This window comes from Thiobacillus thioparus DSM 505 (assembly GCF_000373385.1).
GTDB lineage: Bacteria > Pseudomonadota > Gammaproteobacteria > Burkholderiales > Thiobacillaceae > Thiobacillus > Thiobacillus thioparus.
The window spans coordinates 183,363-207,290 of sequence record NZ_KB891316.1 but is presented as its reverse complement, the minus strand read 5'-3'; the positions used below and the strand labels follow the sequence as shown (position 1 = coordinate 207,290).

General features: G+C 62.2%; 22 protein-coding genes. 9 read left to right on the top strand and 13 right to left on the bottom strand.

Translation table 11 applies throughout. The annotated features are described in order from the left end of the window. Nucleotides 1–31: 31 nt before the first annotated feature. The 7 genes from B058_RS16195 to B058_RS0101045 form a co-directional block, all read right to left on the bottom strand. Nucleotides 32–406 (bottom strand): YciI family protein, encoded by a 375-nt coding sequence (locus tag B058_RS16195; RefSeq protein ID WP_018506614.1) that lies wholly within the window; start codon nucleotides 404–406, stop codon nucleotides 32–34. A gap of 123 nt (nucleotides 407–529) precedes the next feature. Further along, nucleotides 530–886 carry a hypothetical protein gene (locus tag B058_RS0101070; RefSeq protein WP_018506613.1) on the bottom strand — a complete coding sequence of 119 codons (357 nt, stop codon included), beginning with the start codon at nucleotides 884–886 and terminating at the stop codon, nucleotides 530–532. Nucleotides 887–1,049: 163 nt separating this feature from the next. After that, nucleotides 1,050–1,289 carry a DUF3820 family protein gene (locus B058_RS0101065; protein WP_026240532.1) on the bottom strand — a complete coding sequence of 80 codons (240 nt, stop codon included), beginning with the start codon at nucleotides 1,287–1,289 and terminating at the stop codon, nucleotides 1,050–1,052. A gap of 51 nt (nucleotides 1,290–1,340) precedes the next feature. After that, nucleotides 1,341–2,258 carry a DMT family transporter gene (locus B058_RS0101060; RefSeq protein ID WP_018506611.1) on the bottom strand — a complete coding sequence of 306 codons (918 nt, stop codon included), beginning with the start codon at nucleotides 2,256–2,258 and terminating at the stop codon, nucleotides 1,341–1,343. A gap of 162 nt (nucleotides 2,259–2,420) precedes the next feature. Continuing rightward, on the bottom strand, nucleotides 2,421–3,392 hold the full coding sequence (locus B058_RS0101055; RefSeq protein WP_026240531.1) for a hypothetical protein: 972 nt from the start codon (nucleotides 3,390–3,392) through the stop codon (nucleotides 2,421–2,423). 211 nt (nucleotides 3,393–3,603) lie between these two features. After that, the gene (locus B058_RS0101050; protein WP_018506609.1) at nucleotides 3,604–4,092 is read right to left on the bottom strand and encodes a cupin domain-containing protein; all 489 of its coding nucleotides are present in this window, start codon (nucleotides 4,090–4,092) and stop codon (nucleotides 3,604–3,606) included. Between the two features lie 32 nt (nucleotides 4,093–4,124). Continuing rightward, nucleotides 4,125–5,531 (bottom strand): aminotransferase-like domain-containing protein, encoded by a 1,407-nt coding sequence (locus tag B058_RS0101045; RefSeq protein ID WP_018506608.1) that lies wholly within the window; start codon nucleotides 5,529–5,531, stop codon nucleotides 4,125–4,127. A gap of 481 nt (nucleotides 5,532–6,012) precedes the next feature. Here B058_RS0101045 and B058_RS0101040 point away from each other — a divergent pair, with 481 nt between their 5' ends. From B058_RS0101040 to B058_RS0101010, 6 genes are all read left to right on the top strand, one after another. Continuing rightward, nucleotides 6,013–6,369, top strand: a complete 357-nt coding sequence (locus tag B058_RS0101040) for a nuclear transport factor 2 family protein (protein ID WP_018506607.1) — start codon at nucleotides 6,013–6,015, stop codon at nucleotides 6,367–6,369. A gap of 302 nt (nucleotides 6,370–6,671) precedes the next feature. Continuing rightward, nucleotides 6,672–8,726 carry an autotransporter family protein gene (locus tag B058_RS0101030; RefSeq protein WP_018506605.1) on the top strand — a complete coding sequence of 685 codons (2,055 nt, stop codon included), beginning with the start codon at nucleotides 6,672–6,674 and terminating at the stop codon, nucleotides 8,724–8,726. Between the two features lie 356 nt (nucleotides 8,727–9,082). Further along, nucleotides 9,083–10,006, top strand: a complete 924-nt coding sequence (locus B058_RS16190) for a sensor domain-containing diguanylate cyclase (protein WP_018506604.1) — start codon at nucleotides 9,083–9,085, stop codon at nucleotides 10,004–10,006. Nucleotides 10,007–10,373: 367 nt separating this feature from the next. Beyond that, nucleotides 10,374–10,775, top strand: a complete 402-nt coding sequence (locus tag B058_RS0101020; RefSeq protein ID WP_018506603.1) for a hypothetical protein — start codon at nucleotides 10,374–10,376, stop codon at nucleotides 10,773–10,775. 12 nt (nucleotides 10,776–10,787) lie between these two features. After that, nucleotides 10,788–13,166 (top strand): EAL domain-containing protein, encoded by a 2,379-nt coding sequence (locus B058_RS18380; protein WP_018506602.1) that lies wholly within the window; start codon nucleotides 10,788–10,790, stop codon nucleotides 13,164–13,166. A 79-nt stretch (nucleotides 13,167–13,245) separates the two neighbouring features. After that, nucleotides 13,246–14,265: an RNA methyltransferase gene (locus B058_RS0101010; protein ID WP_040723103.1), complete on the top strand. Its 1,020-nt coding sequence runs from the start codon at nucleotides 13,246–13,248 to the stop codon at nucleotides 14,263–14,265. A 22-nt stretch (nucleotides 14,266–14,287) separates the two neighbouring features. On the opposite strand, the gene hmuQ is transcribed toward B058_RS0101010, so the two are convergent. Beyond that, nucleotides 14,288–14,578 (bottom strand): heme-degrading protein HmuQ, encoded by a 291-nt coding sequence (hmuQ, locus tag B058_RS0101005; RefSeq protein WP_018506600.1) that lies wholly within the window; start codon nucleotides 14,576–14,578, stop codon nucleotides 14,288–14,290. Between the two features lie 411 nt (nucleotides 14,579–14,989). After that, the gene (locus B058_RS0101000) at nucleotides 14,990–15,655 is read right to left on the bottom strand and encodes a glutathione S-transferase (protein WP_026240529.1); all 666 of its coding nucleotides are present in this window, start codon (nucleotides 15,653–15,655) and stop codon (nucleotides 14,990–14,992) included. Nucleotides 15,656–15,900: 245 nt separating this feature from the next. Between B058_RS0101000 and B058_RS0100995 the strand changes: the two genes are divergently transcribed. Both B058_RS0100995 and B058_RS0100990 read left to right on the top strand, forming a co-directional pair. Further along, nucleotides 15,901–16,353, top strand: a complete 453-nt coding sequence (locus B058_RS0100995) for a DUF488 domain-containing protein (RefSeq protein ID WP_018506598.1) — start codon at nucleotides 15,901–15,903, stop codon at nucleotides 16,351–16,353. A 290-nt stretch (nucleotides 16,354–16,643) separates the two neighbouring features. After that, nucleotides 16,644–17,021, top strand: a complete 378-nt coding sequence (locus B058_RS0100990; RefSeq protein WP_018506597.1) for a SaoD/DsrE family protein — start codon at nucleotides 16,644–16,646, stop codon at nucleotides 17,019–17,021. Nucleotides 17,022–17,049: 28 nt separating this feature from the next. Here the strand turns inward: B058_RS0100990 and B058_RS0100985 are convergent, their stop codons facing one another. The 3 genes from B058_RS0100985 to B058_RS0100975 all read right to left on the bottom strand — a co-directional run bounded on the left by B058_RS0100985 (nucleotide 17,050) and on the right by B058_RS0100975 (nucleotide 21,923). Beyond that, a complete protein-coding gene (locus tag B058_RS0100985; RefSeq protein WP_018506596.1) occupies nucleotides 17,050–19,407 on the bottom strand; it encodes a Tex family protein in 2,358 nt (785 codons plus the stop codon). Nucleotides 19,408–19,737: 330 nt separating this feature from the next. Next, on the bottom strand, nucleotides 19,738–21,000 hold the full coding sequence (locus B058_RS0100980; RefSeq protein WP_018506595.1) for a cation:proton antiporter: 1,263 nt from the start codon (nucleotides 20,998–21,000) through the stop codon (nucleotides 19,738–19,740). Between the two features lie 353 nt (nucleotides 21,001–21,353). Further along, nucleotides 21,354–21,923 (bottom strand): lipid-binding SYLF domain-containing protein, encoded by a 570-nt coding sequence (locus B058_RS0100975; RefSeq protein WP_018506594.1) that lies wholly within the window; start codon nucleotides 21,921–21,923, stop codon nucleotides 21,354–21,356. A gap of 125 nt (nucleotides 21,924–22,048) precedes the next feature. On the opposite strand from B058_RS0100975, the gene B058_RS0100970 reads away from it, so the two are divergent. After that, entirely contained in the window at nucleotides 22,049–22,642 is a 594-nt protein-coding gene (locus tag B058_RS0100970; protein ID WP_018506593.1) for a hypothetical protein, read from the top strand. Between the two features lie 39 nt (nucleotides 22,643–22,681). Here the strand turns inward: B058_RS0100970 and B058_RS0100965 are convergent, their stop codons facing one another. Beyond that, nucleotides 22,682–23,797, bottom strand: coding sequence for a GGDEF domain-containing protein (locus B058_RS0100965; protein ID WP_211208596.1), 1,116 nt, complete (start codon nucleotides 23,795–23,797; stop codon nucleotides 22,682–22,684). Nucleotides 23,798–23,928 lie beyond the last annotated feature (131 nt).

Sequence of the window (23,928 nt, the reverse complement as noted above, 5' to 3'; positions counted from 1 at the left end):
GAACCCGGGCGACGCGTTCACGCCGCGCGCTTTATTTCGTGAAATCGTCGGGCCCAAAGATTTGCCGGATCTCGATGGTGTCGCCTTCGTCAGCTGGGCAGCGCTGCGCCCACTTCACCACGTCTTCCTTGGACGGCGCGTCCACCAGCCAGTAACCGCCCAACACTTCTTTCGCTTCGATGAACGGTCCGTCGGTGACGGAGGGCTTGCCTTGGGCGAACGACACGCGCGCCCCCTTGGCCAGCGGATGCAGGCCGTTGAGCGATTCGATTTTCAAGGCTTTGCCCATTTCCTCGTTGAACCGTCCCATCGCTTCCATTTTCCGGAGATCCGGCCTGAAGTCCGGTGCCGGTTTGCCGCCTTGGTAAAGAGCGGGAATCATCAGCATCATGAATTGCACGGTCATCTCCTTTAGGGTTGTCGATAACAAGGACGACGTTTGAGAGGGGGCCAAATCGACAGGCGCAAACGCCAGCAGCGCAATCCAAGGTGCCAGATCGAATTGATTCCGCTGTCCGGAATCCCAGGGTCAGGGATGCGTGTACCCCAAGACCAACAGCAGCAGCGCCGTGAGGGCCATGGCTGCATGGAGGCTGACGCCCATCATCGGCGGCGGCGAGCGATGCTCGCGATTGCCCATGCGCAGGACCAGCAGAACCAGCCCGCCGGCCAGCGCCAGAACGAACAGCAGCGCCGCATCGTTGTACAACATGTGAACGGGACTGCTGAAGATATGCCTTCCCAACAGGATCAGGCCCAGCAGGGCGGCGCCGGCGTGCGCCGCCGCCAGGGCACGGGAGCCGCGTCGATAGCGCACGCCCAGCACCACGAGCCACAGGCCCAGCGCCACCGCCAGACAAAACAGAACGATTGCGGCAAGGATCATGCGTTCTCCATCAAAGCGTGCGATACAAGCTTGAATACGACTGGGTTTAATCGGACTGAGCGTTCGAAGCGCGCCTTCGAACCTTGGGCGCTACCCCGTATGGGACGTAGGCAGGCTGAAGACCCGTCAAATGGGGCGTTGTTCCATCCGTCTGAAAAAACACTTAATCAGTTAGCCCGGGAGGTTTGCCTGATCGCTGTCGGAGCGGTGTGAGGATGTCTGCCAGGCCGTTGTGATCGATTTCCTGCATCAGGGCCAGCAAACGGCCAATTTCACCCGGAGGGAATCCGTTGCGCGCGAACCAGTTGAGGTAATTGCCCGGCAGGTCCGCAATGATCCGGCCCTTGTGCATGCCAAATGGCATCTCCCGGGTGACAAGCAATTCCAGGTCCTTTGGACACATGTTACCCATTGCCTTGGCATCGAATGAATAGGTCAGACTCAACTGACCTATTCATCCTCGTTTTGCCAATTGATGTGTCGCGCCCAGAACCGCGCCGATCGTCACCAGCACGACGCCGGAAATGGTCACGGCATCGAGGGATTCCTTCAACAATGGCACGGCCGCCACCGCCGAGATGCCAGGAACCATGGCCAGCATGAGCGTTGCCTTTTGCGGCCCGATGTTGTGGATGGCGTAGGCGAAGAGCAAGCCGGCAATCGAGGCGGCCAGGATGCCTTGATAAACGCCTTGCAACAGTATGAAGGACGGGGAAACGGTGGTGATGGCCTTGGGCAGGAACAGGAGATAAACCGGCGTGTAGCAGACCATGGCAATCACGGCGATGCCGATCGTGGCTTCGAGGGGGGAGACCTGCCAATGCTTGAGCAATAAGCCAAAGCATGCGTAGCTGATTGCGGCCAGGAGAAAGAACACATCCCCCACCCATTGATGGGCGGGTGCACCGGAAAGCTGCCCCAGGCTGTGTATGCCAATCAACACGATTCCCAAGCCTGCGACCAACAGGGCAAATTCGGTCCGGATGCCAGGGCGATGCCCGAGTACGAGCCAGGCGATCAATGCACTCGCAAAGGGAATGCCGCCATTGACCAGAATGCCCGCATGCGCGGCCGGCGCAAGGGAAAAGCCCGAGTAGACCAGTAACCCGTAAATCAAGCCGCCAAACGCGGCCAGCACGGCAAGCCGCGGCCACTTGAGGCGGCGCCATCGGGCCAACACAAAGGGAAGACACACGATTCCCGAGAAGACAAACCGTATGGCTGCCATGTCGTAGGGCGTAAGCGGACTGCGGCCGCCCAGCCGGGAGACGATGTTGAACCCGGACCAGACCACGACTACCACGGCTGCAGCCGCAAAGCCCTTGAGCAGGTGGAAACGGTGGACCGGAATAGGTAGGTCTGCATCGGTCATGCGATGGGCTTCGGGGATGGACGGTAGCGCTCACCTTACCACTGACCACTCAATCGATCGCGTCGTGAACCAAGGCGACACGGATGCAGTGAATTCCAGCGAGCGGCTTCCAATAAATGGGGTCAGTTCAACCTGATTCCTTGCTCGTTCGTGTTTCGCGCTTTAACACGTGTCCAATCGCCCCTTTTTCCTCAGTTGGGGCGGTGAATTCAAGATCGAGAACACCACCACCGGGCAGGTGATATTGAAGCTTCCCTTGGCAAAGTCGACCTCGATGTTGCCGTCGTCGTTTTTGTAATCAACCAGCAACGCGACTTCGAACACCACGACCTCGCGCGGTGGGACTGCGAACATCGTACGATTCAAGCTCACGCCGGCAGAAATCGTGGTGGCGTTGCTGTCGCCGCCGATGAAGGTTTGGGCGAATGCGCCGGTGCCGCCAAGGTAGACACCCTCTGTCTCCTGGTAGGTACCGGGCCGAGGCCAGCCAAACGACAAACCGAGCTGCGCTGTTGCCGTCACCTCGCTGGTATTCACGCCGATGGTCCACGGGGCATGCGCGCGCAAATGGCCGTTCGCCGACATGAACGTTGCGGCATTGATGACGGCATAGTCCTGAAACGGATTGGCCCAGTAGAAATAAAAGCCGACTTTCTGCACGCCCTGGTATTGCGAGGTGGCCAATCGGAATTTGGCCGAGCTGCCGAACGGGATTGCCGCCGAGTCGATATCCAGGAGCGGAGTGCTCCAGATCAAAAACGGCGTGTCCAAATTGAATGAAGGATAGGGAAAGAAATCGCCCGCGACCGACTGCGCCAGTGCTTCGCTTTGTGCGATTAACGTGGCCCGCAGCGTCTTCTGTTGCCGCGCGGCACGCTTGAGCGCGTCTGCTTTATGCTTCTCGATCATGCGCGTTTGTTCCGCTTCGCGCCCTGCTGCGATGGCTTGCAGTTTTGCCGCATCCATCCCTGCGGCTTTTAAGAAACGCGTGCCGAGTTTTTCCGCTGCGCGCGCGTTGCTGGCGAGCTTGGCAGATTGGCCAAAATCCGGCCGTGACACCGATAAGCTGCTGATGCGCTCGGCTTCGGCAGCAATCACGGCCTTTTTAAGTTGCGTCCTTGAAATCTGTTTCATTTCGTCTCCTCGCGGCAAAAGCGGGATGCGGGTTCTGGGCGTCGGGTGGATCGAGAAACCCAGCTTAAGCGGGGAAAGGAAAAGCGACTGCGAGGAGGAACCCCCGCCAGGATCCAGAAGTGATATTAGGCAGCCGCACGAAAAATAGAAGGTTCCGCGATCTTTTGTGCGCTTGATGCTCCGGACCGGCGTGATCGACCCGCGCGCCCGCTCAATACGGCGTGCCATCCTGGTGGAAGAAGCGCCACTGGCCATCGGCGAAGGTGGCGAACAGGTCGTCGTCGGGGTAGGTGACTTCGTCGCCCGGCGAGCGGTCGCCGATTTCCAGATACAGCACGTCTTCGCCGGTTTCGTTCAGCAGTTGGCTGGCATTGCCGGTGCCTGCCTTGAAGCCGGCGCACATGCCGGGCGCCAGGCGCACGCTGCCTTCGTTGGTGCGCAGGGTGGGCGATCCGGCGAGGATGTAGATCAGCTCGTCCTGCCGGGAATGCGCATGGCGCAAGGCCGAGACCGCGCCGGGGGCCAGGCGCGTGAGGTTGACGCCGAAGTTCGTCAGGCCGAAGGCATCGCCCAGGGCGCGCTTCTCGCGTCCCGCCAGCCGTTCGCCCAGAAAAGCCTGGATCGACTGGGGGTAGGTCGAGGGACGGCCGCGCGGTGGAATGCCGAGGGCATCGAGGGCGACAGGGGTGGGGTGCGTCATGGCGATTTCTCCCGGTGATGGTTTGTGTCCGGCTAGGCGCGCCGGGCCAGTTTGCCGAGTGCTTCCAGCGCCTGTTCCACCCGCGCATCCCAGGGCAGGGCGGCAGCCAGCCGCAAGCAGTTGCGATAGCGGCCCTGCGGCGAGAAGAGGTTGCCCGGGGTGAAGCTGATGCCTTGCCGCAGCGCCTTGTCGTGGAGGGCGAGGGTATCGGTCTGCTCCGGCAGTTCGACCCAGAGCACGAAGCCGCCGTCGGGGCGCGATGTCCGGGTGCCGGCCGGAAAATGCCGTGCGATGTGCGCCTGCATGCGTGCCAGGTTGTCGGCGTAGGTGCGGCGCACCTTGTTCAGGTGGCGTTCGTAGCGACCGTCTGCCAGATAGTGGGCCACGGCCAGTTGCGGCAGGGTGGCGCTGGACAGGGTGCTGACGTACTTCAGGTGCTCGACGGCCTTGCGCCAGCGTCCCGGCACGATCCAGCCGACGCGGTATCCGGGAGCGATGGTCTTGGAGAACGAGGCGCAGAGCAGGACGTTGTCCGCGTGGTCATAGGCCTTGGCCGGACGGGGCCGCTGGCGTCCATGCGCGAGGTCGCCGTAGATGTCGTCCTCGATGAGCGGAATGCCGCGCGCGGCAAGCATCTTCACCAGCCGGGTCTTGTGGGCGTCGGGCATGAGGCTGCCGGTGGGGTTGCTGAAATTGCTCACGACGGTCACGGCCTTGACCGGCCAGCGTTCCAGCGCCAGGGCCAGGGCGTCGAGGCTGATGCCTTCGACTGGGTCGCTGGGGATTTCCAGCGCCTGCATGCCCAGGGACTCGATCGCCTGGAGGGTGCCGAAGAAGGCGGGGCTCTCGATGGCGATGATGTCGCCGGCCTTGGCCACGGCGCGCAGGGCGAGGTTCAGGGCTTCCTGGCAACCGTCGGTGATGACCACGTCGTCCGGGCCGAAGGCACAGCCGCGTTCGGCGGCGCGTTGCGCGATCCGTATCCGCAGGGGCTCTTCTCCGGGGGGGAAGCTGTAGCGGCTGGCGACGTCGTTGCTGTCGCGCAGGCAACGGTTGAACGCGGCGCGCAGGTCGGCCAGCGGAAGATAGTCGGGGTGGGGGGTGGCCGCACCCAGCGAAACGAGGTCGGGCCGAAGCGCGTTGCGGCACAGGCGCAGGGCGACCTCGGTGACGCTGACCGTGCAGGGGCCTTCGGCACTGTCGTTGCCTTTTGCGGGAGGCAGCGAGGATTCGGGGTGGCGTGCAAAGAAGCCGGACTGCGGCCGGGCTTCCAGCCAGCCGTGGCTTTCCAGCAGCCGGTAGGCCGACACGGCCGTGTTCTGGCTGACCCGGTGCTGTTCGGACAGCCTTCTGACCGAGGGCAGGCGGTCACCGGGCTGGTATACGCCCTGGCGGATGGCGTTCTTCACGTGCGTCGCGAGGTTTTCGTACAAGTTCATTGCAGCCTCCTGTGTGGCCAGTGTAGGGCCAGTCCCATGCCCGGATGCAGTACACGCGATGCCGATCCTTATGGATACAGTTGGGGTCCGTGTGCAACTGTAACCTAACAAAATCGGTTTTTCTGCATCTGTATTGAGGTGCCGCGCCTGCCTAGTATTCCGGGCATGGACGGCAACACACGGCATGAAGGAAACGCGGATGTCCGGCAGCTTGTGCGCCGGGCGGAAGCCTTGCGCAGGCGCTATATCCGGAGGCTTGTACGCAGAATCCTGCGGCGCCTGTATGTTGCCATGGCCTGCTGGCGGGCCGAGTCCGAACTCGGCGCGTTGAGCGACCGGGCACTGCATGATCTGGGCGTGGGCCGGGGTGGCATCATGTACGCGGTCCGCTATGGCCGAACGGAACGCGGGGCGCGCGCACTGCGTCGGCTGCTGGATTCGGCACGAGAATTGGGAACGTACATCTGGAATCGGAGGACACGTGATCACGAAAGCGCAAGCCGACAGAGTCGGCAAGGAGTGGATCGAAGCCTGGAACAGCCATGACCTGGACCGGATACTGTCGCACTACAGCGAGGACTTCGTGATGTCTTCCCCGCATATTGCCGTGATCGCGGGCGAACCGGGCGGCGTGCTCAAGGGAAAACGCGCGGTGGGGGACTACTGGAGACAGGCCCTGTCGCGCGTCCCCGACCTGCACTTCGAACTGCTGGCGATATTTGCCGGAGCGGACAGCGTGGCGATCCACTACAACGGCGTGCGTGGCCCCGTGATTGAAGTGCTGTTCTTCGATGCCGGCGGCCTCGTCGAGCGGGCGGCGGCGCACTATCTGCCATAGCGCAGGTATTTTCCGTTCTGCCGTGCGAATTCCTGGGGCAGAAACCATGGGGTCAGCTCAGGTTCGATTCAATTTCTGAGACCGCAGAGACCACGGGTCAGGTCTTGCTTGACGTATTGCCTCGCAAGGCCTGACATCGAATGGGTTGATTGCTGTCTCGGCAGGCCGGTAAAGATCGGCGTTCGCAGTCCCGTGGCCTCAAGAAAGTGGCGCGCACTGACGTATAAGAGGAGCGCTTCTGCTTTTCTGAAATAGCCCACCCACAAGGGATTGAGCGCAGTCCCCACCCCCAAGAAGGCATCATGCATCCACTCAAGCCCCTCGCAGCGGCCGTGTTCATCGCACTGGCCTCCATGGCACATGCTGCAACCGTCACGATTTCCGGGGGCGGGGTGGAGATTACGACCGACCCGAACGCAAGCCCGGCCATCAATTTCACCAGTTATGTCGGCGCGGCAATTTCCACCCCCTTGATTACCGGCGACGTGACCGGCTCGGGTGAATTGCACCTCAACGGCACCGTCACCTTCAACGGCAACATCGGCACAGCCGGGACACCAATGGGCTATGTGAGCACAGGGAGCGATTATGGAGCGGCAACCTCAAGGCTGGCGGACGGGAATGTCTACACCTTCAACGGTGACGTCCACACGTCGAATTTCATTATTAACAATGGCAGCAACGGGCTCCCCTATAGCGCCACGGTCGTGCTGGGAGGAGATATATCGGCCTCCAACAACTTTGACTGGAAGGCCCCGAACACAGGAAAAATCTCCACACTCGACCTGCAGGGCAACGCGTTGACGACGAATAGCGGGTACTTCAACACCAACTCAGGCGGAACCCTGGCCCTGGTCAGCACCATCACCGCGGCGGGCGGACAGACCAGTTGCACGGCCGGCGGCAACACGGCCGGCTGTATTCGCGCGTCATACAACGGGATGATGGGCATGTCGCAGTTGCCTGTCGCGCTGCAGGTCCGGATGCGCGTCGCCAACGGCGTGACACTCAGCAATGGCACGCAATATACGATCGTCGATTTCAACAGCGGCCAGCCGGTTGTCCCCACCTTGTCGAGCAGCATCACCTCTCTCACCAGCGGATTCACCTTCGCGCAGGACATCACCAACACGCAGGATCTGGTCATCACCGTGACGGGTGCCGTCACGACGCCGCTGTTCCGCGCCAACGCCGGCCCGGTCGGCGGCAATGCGGCGGGCGAGCTGGATGTGCTGTCGGGCACCGCGACGGATCCCAACATGATCGCCGCTATCGATACGCTCAACGCCATGGGCGCCAGCGAGCAGGCCGCCGCGCTGCGCCGCATCGCGCCGGACACCGGCCGCGCAGTGCGCGTGGCGGCGAACCAGACGGTGAACGGTGCGCTCGACAGCGTGGCGGTTCGTCTGGAAGGCGTGCGCCAGCAGGGCTTTGTGGTGGGGCTGGTGGACGAGCTGAACAAGGGCAAGCTCAAGGTGGCATCCAGCGGCGACATGGCGGGGCTGCTGGACGCCGACGGCAGCAAGAAGCGCAGCGTATGGATGAAGGGCTTTGGCGCGCACGACAATCAGGATCAGCAGGCTGGATATGCGGGCTACGACAGCACCACCTGGGGCATGACGTTCGGCACCGATACCTTGCTGGACAACGATTGGGTGGTGGGTGGCGCGCTGACCTACGCCAGGACCGGCGTCAGCATGAACGACTTCCGCAGTGGCGACAGCACGGACATCGACGTGTATCAGGCCACCGCCTACGCCAGCCGCAATTTTGGCCTGTGGTACCTGGATGGCATGGCGGCCTATGCCCGCCAACAATACGGCAGCAGCCGTAACACCACGGTTTCCGGCGTGGCCCATGCCGATTTTGGCGGCGACCAGATGGCCGCGCGCGTCAGTGCGGGCTGGCCGTTTGCCTTGAACGGCAACACGACCCTGACGCCCATGGCCGGACTGGAATGGAACCGCCTCAAGCAGGACGGCTACACGGAGTCCGGCGCTGGCGCCCTGTCCATGACGGTGCAGGATGCGTCCGCCTCACGGGTTCGGAGCATTCTGGGCGTCAGCGTCTCAACCCGGGCCGAACTGGCCAATGGCACCAAACTGACGCCTTCGGCCCATGTGAACTGGCGGCATGATCTCCAGAACGACGGGCTGAATTCGACTGCAAGCTTTACCGGCGGCGGCGCAGCATTTGTCACGCCCGGCCAGGATCTGGCAAGCAACACCTACAATGTGGGCGCGGCCCTGGTTTTCCGGAAATCCCGCGCTTTCACCTTCACCGTGCAACTGGATGGCGAAGTGGCCTCAGGCTATCGGGCTGTCGCGGGTCAGGCCGTGGGACAGTGGCTGTTCTGATTCGAATGCCGCGACCGGCTTGAAGGGTGACGTCCGGGCAGCATGCGCGTAGGACGGGGACGTCCCGAGCGGGGCGTGCTCAACACATGGCCGATGGCGGCCAGACCGCTCCGCAGTCGCCGGCATTCCCCGTGCTACCATCCGCCGCCATGCGATTCCTCCCGCTCCGACAACGTCTACGCGACTTCGGCGCTGCGCCCTGCCATGAGGGGCGTGCTGCGGGCGTGGGAGCAGGGGCCTCGTTCGACACCAGGCGGCGGCGCGCGAAGGGCAAAATTTGATGAATCAGTTCAAGTTGGCGCTTTTGATTCAGTCGCAGGTTGGCGCTGCGTTGAGGTGCACAGGAATGAAGAAGAATGGAGGTTGCTGGGTTGAGAAACGAGCACACTGACCTGGATATCGTCCGGCGGATCCAGAATGCGATCGACATGCTGCCCAGCCCGATCTTCATCAAGGACGCGGACTGCCGCTACATTGCCTGCAACCGCGCCTTCGAGAAATACATCGGCCTGTCGCGTACCAGGATCATCGGCGCGACGGTTCATGACGTTGCCCCCGCCGAGCTGGCCGCCATCTACGAGAAGGCCGATCGCGATTTGCTGGCCGACGGCGGCACGCAAACCTACGAAACCAACGTGTGCTACGCCGACGGCAGCGTCCACGATGTCATCTTCTACAAGTCGGTGTTTTACGATGCGGACGGCCAGCCCGACGGCATCTCGGGGGTGATCCTCGACATCACCGAGCGCAAGCGTCAGGAAGACGAACTCGCGCAGGCAGCCCGCGAGGATTTCCTGACCGGCGCGGTGAATCTGCGCACCTTCTACGAACTGGCCAACCAGGAGTTCGCGCGCTTCAAGCGCACGGGTGAGGCGTTCTCCCTGCTGGTGCTGGATCTCGATCGCCTTAAGAAAATCAACGACACGCTCGGTCACGAAGCGGGCGATGACGCGCTGCGGAAATTCGTCCAGATCGTCAGGCACAATCTGCGCGAGCAGGATATTTTTGCCCGAACGGGAGGCGATGAATTCAGGCTGCTGCTGCCTGGTACGCCCCGGGTCGGGGCGATCGTGCTGGCCGAGAAAATTCGCGGCGAGGTGAACCAGGTGAGCCTGCACGCGCCGCACGGCAGCGTCAACTTGTCCATGAGCGCCGGGCTGTGCCGATGCCATCCGGATGACGCCGGCATCGACGACATCGTCCGCCGTGCCGATGCCGCGCTTTACGAGGCAAAAGCGGCGGGCCGCAATGCGGTCAGGGCACATTCGGGCAGCCAATAGCGCAGCTTGAAATCAATGCCGCTCTGTTGCGGTGAAAAAATGAGGAACAGACCACGGTCGTGCGTGACGCGCACTTTCGGGGCCGGCGTACGAACCTCGGAGTCAGGTCTCGCCTTCTGCCGCAAGAGACAAGACCTGACTCCGGGATATAGGTGCCAACTGACGTATGGCGAGATTCCGTTTCCCTGTAAATGAGAACGATTGAAAAAACGGTCTAAGCACACAACCTGGTCTATTTCATGACGGCTATAGCGCGGGAGGTCCATGCGACAACCTCCCAACCTTCGTTCAGCTGAAAAACGATCCGCGTGCCGGATTTCTGCGCCTTATCTATACTGGGGCATTCGTTTCGCCCACGGGAGGAGCCATGCGCCGCCTCATCTATGCATTGCTGCTGCCGCTGAGTTTCGCCGCCGCAGCCGACGACGGAACTGAACTGGAAAGGCTCTCCAGCGCCTTGAATATGCTCAACCAGCAGCAACGGGCAGTCTATCAGCACTTCCAGATGGTGCAGGAAGTACGCCGCGGCAGCGCCCAGCCGCTTTATGGCATGCCGGCGCTCTCGCCGCTCGACGGGCAGATCGCGAACTACGACGCGGTGGTCGCGGCGCAGAGAAATGCGATCCAGCGCAGGGAGGCTTTGTCTCGGCAGGCTGATGCGCTTTTGGCCAAATACAACGCAATCGAAGCGCTGAAAGAGCCATTGCAGGCGAGGATCTACGAGCTCACGCTGGCCCCGGGACCGAATGATCGCCCAGGCGGCGATTGACCTGGGCCAGCCATGAAGCGTGAACCTGCGTCGAATTTCAATCTGCGGCCGTGGCTGTTCCTCATCGTGGCACTGGCGTTCGTGGCAATGGTGTCGATTGCCACGCTGGCGTTGCTGCATGAGCGGTCCAGCCTGATGGAGGACCGCGTCACGGCGACGCGTCATCTGGTCACGTCGGCGTACGGCGTCTTGCAGCACTTTCATAGTTTGCAGCAGGCAGGCACGCTGACCGAGGCGCAGGCGCAGCGCGCGGCGATCGAGGCGATACGGGCGATGCGTTATGACGGCAACGAATATTTCTGGATCAACGATCTGCAGTCGCACATGGTGATGCATCCGGTGATGCCGGAGCTGGAGGGCCGCGACCTGTCGGGCTACACCGATCCGAACGGCAAGCGGCTGTTCGTCGAATTCGCCGAGACCGTACGCAAGCGGGGCGAGGGCACTGTCGAGTACCTGTGGCCCAAACCAGGGTTCACGCGCCCGGTCCCGAAACTCTCCTACGTGAAGGGCTTCCTGCCCTGGGGATGGGTCGTCGGCTTGGGTATTTACGTCGACGACGTCGACCGCATTTTCTGGGACCGCGTGCGCGGGCAGGTCGCCATCGTCGGTGCCGCGCTGTTGCTGCTCAGCGGGCTGATGGTGTGGGTGGCGCGTCGGGTCGAGCGCGAAATCGATGGCTACGCGACGCGGCTGACGCGCTCGAACGAGGCGCTGCGGCAGGCGGCGACGGTCTTCGAAAACACGAAGGAGGGCGTGATCATCGCGGACGCGTCCCACCGCGTGGTGGCGGTCAATCGCGCGTTCGTCGAGATCACCGGCTACAGTGCGGACGACATCGTCGGCCGTACCCCGGCGATGCTGCGCGCGCCGTGCGACGACGACGCGTTCTATCGACATATCGGCGAGGCGGTCAGGGAAAGCGGCCACTGGCAAGGTGAAACCCGGGACCGGCGCAAGAACGGCGAGGAGTATCCGGCGTGGCTCAGCGTCAGCGTCGTCCGCGACGACGATGACCGTGTGACGAACCATGTCAGCGTGTTTTCCGACATCTCCGTGCTCAAGGAATCCCAGGCGCGACTGGACCGGCTGGCCCACCACGATCCGTTGACTGGCCTGCCCAACCGGCTGTTGCTCAACGCACGCGCGGACCATGCGCTGGCGCGGGCGCGCAGGAACGATAAGCAGATGGCGGTGCTGTTTCTGGACCTCGACCGCTTCAAGTTCATCAACGACACGCTGGGCCATCCCGCGGGCGACCTGCTGTTGCAGCAGGTCGCCGACCGGCTCAGGAAATGCGTGCGCGACGAGGATACGATCAGTCGACTCGGCGGCGACGAGTTCACGATCCTGCTGGAGGATCTGGACGACTCCGCCGCGGCGAGCGGCGTCGCCCGGAAAATTCTCGGTGCGCTGTCCGAGAAGGCCGTGCTGTTCGGCCATGAGGTCTTCGTCACCTGCAGCATCGGCATCAGCGTGTATCCCAGGGATGGCGAGGACGTCGTGACGCTGTTCAAGAACGCCGACAGCGCGCTGTATCGGGCCAAGGACCAGGGGCGGGACACCTACCAGTTCTATACCGAGGAGCTGACCACGCGGGCGGTCGAGCGGCTCGAACTCGAGACCGATTTGCGCCACGCGATCGACACGGGCGAACTGTTGGTCTATTACCAGCCGCAGGTCCACTTGCGCACCGGCAGGATCACCGGCATGGAAGCGCTGGTGCGCTGGCAGCATCCGCGCCGCGGATTGCTGATGCCGGCCGACTTCATTCCGCTCGCCGAGGAAACCGGCCTGATCGTGCCGCTCGGCGAATGGGTGCTGCGCACCGCGTGCATGCAGGCCCGAGCGTGGATGGACAAGGGCCTGAGCTCGGCGCCGGTCGCGGTCAACTTGTCGCCGCGGCAATTCCGGCAAAAGGACCTGGTGGATCGAATCTGCGCCGTGTTGCAGGAAAGCGGATTGCCGGCCGACCATCTGGAGCTCGAAATCACCGAGGGCCTGGCAATGTTCAACGTCGAAGCGAGCATCGACGTGATGGAACGGCTGAATGAGCTCGGCGTGCTCTTCTCCATCGACGACTTTGGGACCGGCTATTCTTCGCTGAGCTACCTCAAACGCTTTCCGATAGAGAAGATCAAGATCCATCAGTCCTTCGTGCAGCGTATCACCACCGATCCGGAGGACGCGGCGATCTCGTCCGCCATTATTTCGCTGACGCACAGCATGAAGCGCAAGGCAATCGCCGAGGGTGTGGAAACCGACGCGCAGCGCGAATTCCTGCTGTCACATCACTGCGACGAAATCCAGGGCCATCACTTCAGCAAGCCCGCGCGGGCGGACGAGATCGAACACTTGCTGCGGGAAATGGCGCAGAAACACGATACCTGACGCGCCACTGCGGATCCGCGCGAAGATGTCGTAACCTGCCCCGACTCGGCGAAGCCCCCGTGCTACCATCCGCCCCGCCATGCGACTCCCTCAACTCCGACAACGTCTCCGCGACCTCGGCGCCGCGCCGTGCCATGAGGGCCGCGTGCTGCGCGCGTGGGTGCAGGTGCGCTCGCTCGACAACAGGCATCGGCGCGCCGAGGACTTCCTGCCGCTGGCGATGCGTAACGCGCTTCCGGATTTGTTCGGTGAGTTGAACGCACTCGCGCGCGTGCATTCCGAGCACGCCGGCAACGATGGCTCGGCGCGCCTGCTGGTGGCGCTGGCCGATGGCCAGACGGTGGAGACGGTGCTGCTGCCGCGCGACGGCGTGTGCGTGTCCACGCAAGTCGGTTGTGCCGTGGGCTGCGTGTTCTGCATGACCGGTCGCTCCGGCCTGCTGCGCCAGCTTACCAGCGCGGAAATCGTCGCCCAGGTGGTGCTGGCGCGCAGCCGGCGCCCGGTGAAGAAGGTCGTGTTCATGGGCATGGGCGAGCCGGCCCACAATCTGGACAACGTGCTGGAGGCCATCGAGCTGCTCGGCGTGGAAGGCGGCATCGGCCACAAGAACCTGGTCTTCTCCACAGTCGGCGATCGGCGCGTGTTCGAGCGCCTGCCGCAGTCCGTAGTGAAGCCTGCCCTGGCGCTCTCGCTGCACACCACCGATCACGCGCTGCGCCGGCGTCTACTGCCCAGGGCGCCGGACATCACGCCAGACGAACTGGTCGAATTGGGCGAGACCTATGCTCGCCGCACCGGCTATCCGATCCAGTACCAGTGGACGCTGCTCGAAGGCATCAACGACAGCGAGGCCGAGCTGGACGGGATCGTACGACTGCTGGCCGGCAGGTACGCGGTGATGAACCTGATTCCCTACAACAGCGTCGAGGGTGTCGAGGGATTCGACTTCCGCCGCCCGAGCTGGGCGCGGGCGGCGGAGATGGCGCGCAGCCTGCACCAACGCGGTGTGCTCACCAAGCTGCGCCACTCCGCGGGGCAGGATGTGGAGGGCGGGTGCGGCCAGCTGCGGGCGCGGGCGCTGCAGGAATCAGGCCGTTAGAGGGCTAGGATCGCCTGCCGCTTTACAACACGGCGTCGAACCCCTCGAATTGCGGCGGCCCCAGGTAAATGCCCTTGGAAGCGCCCGCGTTGGCATGGGCCTGGCGGAAGGCCTCGGATTTGATCCAGTCTTCGAAAGCGGCCCTCGACTCCCAGATCGAATGCGATGCGAAGAGCGAGAATTCGTCATTGCCGGCCCCCTTCAGCAGATTGAAGGTCTTGAACCCCGGCACCTGATCGAGATGAGTCTCGCGGTTGCGCCATATCTCGATGAATTCCGCCTCTTTTCCCGGTGCAATCTTGAATCGGTTCATTGCTACAAACATCCTGTACTCCTTTCGCAAACAGTGTGATACCCGACTCGGGCAGTATTGGAGCGTGTGAACGTGCATCATGTCCGGATCCAGACCTGTAAATGCGCGTATCCCGCAAGCGCTACCGACCGTGCGGTGAACACTTTTCAGGTTTGAACAGGCATGGAGTCGAATCGGGCGTCGCGGCCTCGCGACGCCCGTATCAGTGACATCCTGCGTACTGAAAAGATTCCTGTCCACCTCACATTGACGGGACCGGTTTTGAATATCGCTTGTGCTCGAATACATGGGACCGGCCACTATCGCCCGGTTTTCCGCGTGTCGAGTCGGTCTCGACATGACCTGTCCGCTCGCAATGCGTACGCTGCTTCGGCGAGGTTCCCGGCACAGGTGTTCGATCCAGCGCAGCGTTCAAGCCTGCAACGCGGGAAAGCGTACGGCAGACTGGGACGACAGCCTGGCCATGCAGGCCTCGAACAGGCGGCTGCCCAGCCATGCAGCCAGCCACGCTTGAAGGGAAGGCAGGTCCTGTTCGGCAAACCAGCGCGGATCCACGCCCGCGAACTGACGCACGAATGGAAATATCGCCAGGTCGGTAGCGCATGGCGTGGCGCCGCCCAGATAGGGCTGACTGTGGAGCCGGGCCTCCAGCGGAACGAGCAAGGCCGCCACGGCATGCGCCCGCAGCGCGTCGCGGGATCGTTCGTCCTCCGGATAGCGATCGGGATACTTGTAGCGATCCAGATAATGCTTGAAATCGCCGTCGTTGCGGTGCAGTAGGTCGAGGTTCTCGGGTGATTGGGCCAGGCGCCACCAGCCATCGGGATCGTCCGGCGCCAGCGCCCATGCCATGATGTCCCAGCTCTCCTCCAGCACTCGTCCATCGGGCAAGTGCAGCACCGGCACCGTGCCTTTGGGCGACAGGGCCAGCAGCGCGGCGGGCTTGTCGCGCAGATCGACTTCTAGGGCCTGGAAATCCCGCCCGGCCTGAAGCAGGGCCATTCGAGCCCGCATCGCATAGGGGCAGCGGCGATAACTGTAGAGCAGGGGCAAGGCGTTGACGGTGGGCACGTGCATGGCATTCAGCAAACGCAGACCGTGCGGACAAGCAGGGCATCAACAGGAGGCAGATAAGGCTTCATGTTGGAAAGCAACACATGGGATCAGCAAGACACATGGCGTCGGACACGATTCATTTCCGCCGCGGCGGGAAATGTCGCCGCGAACACACAAGCGAGGATGGACGAGTAGGATACCGGATGCAAGAGAACGGGATGTATACGTTCCGGGGTGACAACAATTTAACCAGGGCTTACGCTTAAATGGGTACTGTCTACACGATTGGATTTACAAGAAAGCCGGCGGCAACGTTTTTTGGTCTGTTGAAGCGGGCCGGCGTAAGGACGGTCATCGACACCCGCGTGAATAATATCTCGCAGCTCGCGGGATTCTCGAAACGGGAAGACCTCCGGTATTTCCTGGAGGCGATCTGCAACATCGATTACGTCGAGTCGAAAGACCTGGCGCCAGAAAAGAATATTCTGAAGCGCTACCAGCAAAAGGAACTCACGTGGGAGGCATACGCGGCCGAATACACGAACGGCCTTGCCAGAAAAAATGCAGAAAGGCTGGTCGACCCAGCTATCGTCGACCAGGGATGCTTGTTGTGCAGCGAGCATTTTCCGCATCACTGCCACAGACGGCTTGCCGCCGAATATCTCCAGGCGCACTGGGGGAAGACTTTCGAAATTAGGCATCTGGTCGACCTCGAGTGACGAGGGCCGCCTGATGCCGCGACAGGCTGGGATCCTTGCATCTCCGACTCGGGCAGCCGCGAGCCGGTTCGCGGCCTGCTCAAGGGAAGGCACTGCCTGCTCGATGCGCTGCACAGGTGAAGTACAGGACAAATCAGGCCGGGCCGGTCTGTCCCTCGTCGAGTTGCGTGAAATAAGCACCATGAAAAAAACAGGGGGAATACCCTGTCATCCTGCTTCGCACCGTGTCGGACAAGACCGGCCCCGGTGAATCATATAAGCCCGATTTTTCTTGTATCTCAGGAGACGACATGAAAGTTGCTTACGTTTTTACGACCAATATGGCATCCACGTTCAAACTGAACACGATGATCCTGCCCCAGCTCGAAGCGGGCAATCATGGCGCGCAGGTGGTCGGGATGATGTTTTTTGACGACAATATTTATACATTGCGCAGCGGCGATCCCTTTGGCGAAAGGCTGGCGAAAGTGGCCAAGGCGCAGGGGATTCTGCTGATGGCCTGCGATCAGTGTGCGGTACGCCGTGGATTGGCCGAAGGGGCGTTCGAGCAATGCGGGAGTGGCGAAGTCAAACCGAAAGGCCTGGTCGAAGGCGCGCATGTGGGGTGTTTTCCCCAGCTATACGCGGCCTTGTCGGGCACGACGGATGTCCAGGTGATCTCGCTTTGATCGTTCATCGGGCACGGAGCCTATCGCATCACGCCTTCAGCTTCTGAAACGCCGCTGCCATGGCGCCCCCCATTGCGGGTGACGGCGCGCGCTTCGGTTTGCTTCCCGATGCCTTGTTGGGGCTGCGTGCATCGTGCGGCTTGCGTGAGGCGTCCGTTCTGACGGCCGGCTTCTCCGCTGCCTCGCTCAGCCGCATCGTCAGCGCGATGCGCTTGCGCTTCTCGTCGACTTCCAGCACCTTCACCTTCACGATCTGCCCGGCCTTGACCACGCTGTGCGGGTCCTTGACGAAGCTGTTGGACAGGGCGGAGATGTGGACCAGGCCATCCTGATGCACGCCGATGTCGACGAAGGCGCCGAACGCGGCGACGTTGGTGACGACGCCTTCCAGGATCATGTCGGGCTTGAGGTCGGCCAGCGTTTCCACGCCGTCCTTGAAGCTTGCGGTGGTGAATTCGGGGCGCGGGTCGCGGCCGGGTTTCTCGAGTTCCTTGAGGATGTCGCTGATGGTGGGGAGGCCGAATTGCTCATCCGTGTATTTCGACGGATTGAGCGATTTCAGGAGGTTGCCATTGCCGATCACGGCCTTGAGGTCCTGCTGGATGTCGGCGAGGATGCGCTGCACCAGCGGATACGATTCCGGATGGACGGCGGAGGCGTCGAGCGGGTCGTCCCCGCCCACGATGCGCAAAAAACCGGCTGCCTGTTCGAAGGTCTTCTCGCCCAGGCGCGGCACGTCGCGCAGCTGCGCGCGGCGGGCGAATTTCCCGGTGGCGTCGCGGTGGGCGACGATGGCCTGCGCGACGCTGTTGCCGAGGCCGGAGACGCGCGCAAGCAAGGGCGCGGAGGCGGTGTTGACGTCCACGCCCACGGCATTGACGCAATCCTCCACCACAGTGTCGAGCGAGCGCGCCAGTTCGAACTGGCTGACGTCGTGCTGGTACTGGCCGACGCCGATAGACTTCGGATCGATCTTCACCAGTTCGGCCAGCGGGTCCTGCAACCGCCGTGCGATGGACACCGCGCCGCGCAGCGAGACGTCCATGTCGGGCAGTTCGCGCGAGGCGAATTCGGACGCCGAATAGACCGACGCGCCGGCCTCGGAGACGACGATGCTGGTCAATTTAAGTTCAGGGCGCAGCTTGATCAGGTCGCGTGCCAGCTTGTCGGTTTCGCGCGAGGCCGTGCCGTTGCCGATGGCGATCAGCGCGACGCGGTGTTTCTCGGCGAGCCTGGCCAGCGTATGCAGCGAGCCATCCCAGTCGTTCCTCGGCTGGTGCGGATAGATCACGGCGGTGTCGACCACCTTGCCGGTCTCGTCGACCACAGCCACTTTCACGCCGGTGCGCACGCCGGGGTCGAGCCCCATGGTGGCGCGCGGCCCGGCGGGGGCGGCGAGCAGCAGGTCCTTGAGATTGCGTGCGAACACCTGGATCGCTTCGGTTTCGGCGCGGGTGCGTAGTGCGCCCATCAGTTCCAGTTCCAGGTGCATGAAGCTCTTGACGCGCCAGGTGAAGCGCACTGTGTCCATCAGCCAGCGGTCGGCGGGACGGTTCAGGTCCTGGATGCCGAAGCAGCTGGCGATGCGCGCTTCGCAGGGGTTGTGCGGCGCGCTCCAGCCCGGTCGTTCTTCTTCGCTGTCGAGGCGCAGCCGCACGTCGAGCATCTCCTCGCGCCGCCCGCGGAACAGCGCCAGCGCGCGATGCGAGGGGATGGTGCCGAGCGATTCGGAATAGTCGAAGTAGTCGGCGTATTTCTCCGCCGCTGCGTCCTTGCCTTCGCGTACCCTGGATTCGACGACGCCATGTTCCTGCACATAGTCGCGCAACCATTGCAGCAGGCCCGCGTCCTCGGAAAAACGCTCCATCAGGATCTGCCGCGCGCCGTCGAGCGCGGCCTTGACGTCGGGCACGCCCGGGTTGTCGCCTTGTTCGGTGGCGAAGGACTCGCGCAGGTATTGCGCCGCCTCCTCTTCGGGATTCAGCATCGGGTTCGCCAGCAGGGTGTCGGCCAGCGGCTCCAGCCCGGCTTCCTGCGCGATCTGCACCTTGGTGCGCCGCTTCGGCTTGTAGGGCAGATAGAGGTCTTCCAGTTGCGTCTTGTCGGGGGCCAGCGAGATCGCCTTCAATAATTCCGGCGTCATCTTGCCCTGCTCGGAGATCGATTCGACGATAGCCGCGCGGCGCGCTTCCAGTTCGCGCAGATAGCGCAGCCGATCTTCCAGCAGGCGCAGTTGCGCGTCGTCAAGCCCCCCGGTCGCCTCCTTGCGATAGCGCGCGATGAAGGGCACCGTCGCCCCTTCGTCCAGCAGGGCAATGGCCGCAGCCACTTGCGCAGATTTGGCCGAGATCTCGGCGGCAAGTCGATGTTCGATGGAAGGGAGCATGGTTCGATTGACTGAATGAGCCAGCCTCTATGTCGCGAGGCCGATGGGTGAAACGTACAGGTTGCGCATTATGCCGAATATCATCGGATCATTGTGACGCGAGGGAGGGATGCGCCGGCGAAGCGCCCGATAAATATCAATATGGCCATTGGACGTATTTGCCGGAACCCCACCGGTACCAAGGTGCAGGTCCATTCCGAGCGGGGACTTGCCGCACAAGTGCCGTACCTGCCCCCGGCAGGTAGTCGAACGTCTAGAGGAGAATCTTGCTTTTCTTTGCGTGATGTCGAGGCTGGGCGAGAGTTTCCAGCCGCTGCCGGCCCGCCCCGTTCAGGGCGGTAGCGGTCGATGCTTGTCGCGCCGCCAGAAACGGCCCATCAGCGGCTTGACGCTCGTGCCGTGCATCAATATGGACAACGTAACCACGATCAGCGTCAGTTGCATCAGCTCCAGCGCCAGGGGTTCAGGTAAACCGTGCTGGATGGCGTACATCAGGTAGTAAAGCGAACCGATGCCGCGTACTCCGAACCAGCCCGCCATGCCGTGCATGCGCCATGATGCACGGGTGCCGAGCAGGCCGATGAAGACGCTGAGTGGCCGCGCCACCATGAACAGGAACAGCGCCAAGGCAACCGCCTGCCAGCTCCACGAATCGGGGTAAAGCGTTCCGCCCAGTAGCAGGACCAGCATGAGTTCAGACAACCGCTCCAGATGTTCCTTGAATATCAAAGCCCCTTGGCTGACGGTAGGCGAAACCGCGGGGTCGGGATTGGCCGAATCTGCACGCTCGACTGCCTGGGCAGAGCGTAAGCCCGGGGAGTGGCGGTTGGCGAGCCTCAACTCGGTCTGGCGCAGTGCCACCGCGGCGAAAAATACCGCCAGGAATCCCCAGGCATGAACCTGCACGGTTAAACCGTACACCAACCCGATCAAGCCAAGCCCGAGAAAGTCATCCAACAGTTCGTGCTTGTGCGGTTCGCCGCGCAGCTTCCATCCCAGATGTGCCAATGCGGCCCCCGCAGCCACGCCAATCGCAATTCCGCCCACCGTCGCCCACAGCACGTCGACCGCGGCCCATCGCAGGCCGAAATCACCGATCTCGTGCAGGCCCAACAACCCCATTCCCAGCATTACAAACGGAAAGGCAGTGCCGTCGTTCATGCCTGCTTCAGAGGTCAAGGTGAAGCGCAATTGGTCGCGGTCACCGGGATGACGACTCTGGATGTCGGTCGCCAGCACTGGATCGGTTGGCGCCAGAATCGCGCCCAGCAGGACCCCCGCACCCAACGGCAGACCGAGCAGGTAATAGGCGAAGGCGGCGACCATCCCGACGCTCAACACCATCGATACCGTCGCCAGCAACACGGGCGCACGCCAGCGCGCAAAACTGAACGGCACCGGCATTTTGACGCCAGCGGAAAACAGGGAAATCAGCACCGCGACTTCGGTCAGTACTTCCAGCAGTGCCGATTCCTTGAGTGGATTGAAGTGAAACAGATCGAGGAACGTTGGTCCTACCAGCAGTCCCACCGCCAGATAGATAATGGCCGATGTGACCGGCAGGCGTTTGAGGACGGTAAAAGTCACGCCCATGAAAAGCAATAGGCACCCAACGAATATGAACCATTGTGCGTTAGTCATTGTTCGGCCAACTCATGGCGTTTCCAGTTTGAGACACTGTTCCGGGTTCGTGAAGCACGGTGCGACGATCCATGGAAATCAAAGGGGCGGACTGAGCTGCCCCGGATTTCCGGAAAGCCTTGTGGATATCGGTGCAGGCGGGATCGACTTCCTCAGTCCGTCCGGATTCTTGGGCCAGAATGACTGAGGATCTATTCAGTACTTGGCTGGGCGAGTGAGTTTACGCTATCGCGGACTCCACGCATTGAGTCCGTCGCAGCGCCAGAGCTCCTGGCGATCCCCGTCCCGTCCGTGACGGGCCGTGATTACTTTTTGTCCAGCTTGGTGAACTTCGAGCCTTCCAGCGTCAGGTTGTACATCAGCCCTTTCTGGCCAAAGATGAAGCCGACGATCGGGTCCTTGATGTTGTTGGTGTCGACCGCTTTGCCGACGCCGAGATCCACCAGGGCGACGGAGCCGTCCACGCCTACTTTCCAGCCCTCGCTTGCGCGGAATTTGTCGAGGGCGGATTCGTTGGTGAAGAGGATGACGATGCTCTTGGCTTGCGCGCCCAGCTGAAAGCCGATGGAGGCGGCGGCGGTGCTGTAGTAGGCGACGGACTTGCCGTCTACCCGCAGCGCGCCTTCGCCGTATTCGCCGCCGACTCCGATGCCTGCCTTGTAGACCTTGGGAAATACCAGCGCGCCTTTGGCAATGCCGAGATAGGCCTTGGCTCCTTCGATTTTCTGGAAGGCCTTCAGCGTCGCGTCGACTTCGTGATCGATTTCTGACGCGCTGGCTGCGTGCGCCATGGGGGCGGCGAGGAAAAAGGCGGCCAGGGCCGTCAGCATCAGGGTGGGAACGAGGTTCCGCCTTGTCGCAATCATGGGATTCATGGACATTCTCCTTCGTACAGGCTTCATATAAACAGTGTAGTGCAGCACAGGGTAGTCAGTGGACAACTCAATCGCGCGACGGTTCTGTCCGATACAGGGAGGCGTTCATCCCTTCTGCCCGGCCCATGCGACTTGTTCCAGCTCTACTCATCGTTGTCATCGCTGTCGGTGCGTGGAATCATTTTTCCGCGCGGCCCGTCGACCGTGCTGCGGGCATCCTTGCACCGGACGACCCGGTGCAGACCGACCGGCCGGGGCTGCCGGCGTTCTCGGTGGCGGGCTACCGGATCATGCCGGCTGCGGCGTTTTCGCTGCAGGCCCGCGTGCTCGCGACGGAGACCTATCATGTGGGCCGCGAAGCCGATCTGTCTCCCGTCGATTTCGCACTGGGCTGGGGATTGATGTCGGATAGCGCCGTGCTGGATCGCCTGCAGATCAGCCAGGGCAATCGTTTCTATTTCTACCGCTGGTCGGGCGCGCCGCCGATTCCGCCGGTGGATATCGTCGAGCATAGCGCGAACATGCACATGATCCCCGCCAACGATGACATCAAGCGGCGCCTGGGCACGGTGCGCGCGGGCCAGATCGTCGCGCTGAGCGGTTATCTCGTGCGCGTGCAGGCGCCGGACGGCTGGCACTGGAACAGTTCGATGACACGCAGCGACTCGGGCAACGGCGCCTGCGAGCTGGTGTGGGTGCAAGATCTCGCGATACGTTGAGCCGGCCGTTCGGCGACTTGACGAGACCCGGCAGCCGGGTCATTCAATCAGCACGCTGACCCGATCCCTGCCATGGGATTTGGAGTGGTACATCGCTTCGTCGGCACGCGACAAGACTTCTGTCATGGTCTCTCCGGGCCGCGCAGCCGTCACGCCAAAGCTGGCCGTCATGCACAGTTCGGGCTGCGCAAACTGGAGATGCTTGGTTGTTTCGCGTATCCGCTCTGCCAGGGCGGTCGCGTCTTCGATCGTTGTGTTGGGCAGTAGCAGCACGAATTCTTCCCCGCCATAACGTGCGACGAAATCGCTGACGCGGAGACTGTCCCTGAGATGGTCGGAAAATGTCTTGAGTACGGTGTCGCCCACTGCATGTCCGTAGGTGTCGTTTACGCGCTTGAAGCAGTCGATGTCGGTCAGGATGACGGACAAGGGCGGGCCATAGCGCATCTGGCGATTCAATTCCATGACCATCCTGCTGTCCAGATGCCGTCGATTTGCCACATCGGTGAGGGGGTCGGTGAGCATCAGTTCGCGGATGTGCGTCTCGCTTTGCTGCAGCTTCGCGTAGGCGGATTCGCGATCCTTGACGAAGTAATACAGCATGATCGCAATCAGGATGAAGCCGCAGCCGAGGTTCAGGAGAAAGTAGAAGGTATTGAGTCCGGCCGGCATCGGACGTGCATGGGCGGCAAAGGTCTGGTCGAAGAGCGCGGAGAGGACGAGCAGGGCGAGAAAGGCCAGCATCCAGCGTGTTGCCGCCTTCAGGTCGATAAAGAACAAGGCCGCCAGCGGCGCAAAGATGGCCCAGATCATCACCACACTGCCGTTGGCAAAGCCGCCCAGGCTCCACATCAGGAGATACGGTAGCAGTAGGATGAGCAACTGCTGGCTGAAGCAGAAGAAGGCGAAGTGCCGGGTCTTGAAGAAATACAGGGTGCTGCTGAAGGAAACGACGGAATACGCGAGCGGAATGGCGCCGGAGAATGGATAGCCGTTGTATATGTAGAAACCGCCCCAGAAGATGGCCAGGAAGGCGATGCTGATGGACGTGATCGTCATCACCGCTTTCTTCAGGCGGAGGTCTTCCGAGTCGTCGGGCGCCACGCCCATCAAGGGCCAGCGCCGTAAAAAGCCGGGCGGCGGGGTCTCTGTCATGCGGCAGCTACCTGAGGAGGGCGGTAGAAATTGACGATATCCGATTGGTATCGGTATCCCGCTCAAAAAATGAAATGCAGAATACCAGGTCGATACGACTTCTCGCGGAGCCAAGGTGGCGCGCTCGACCC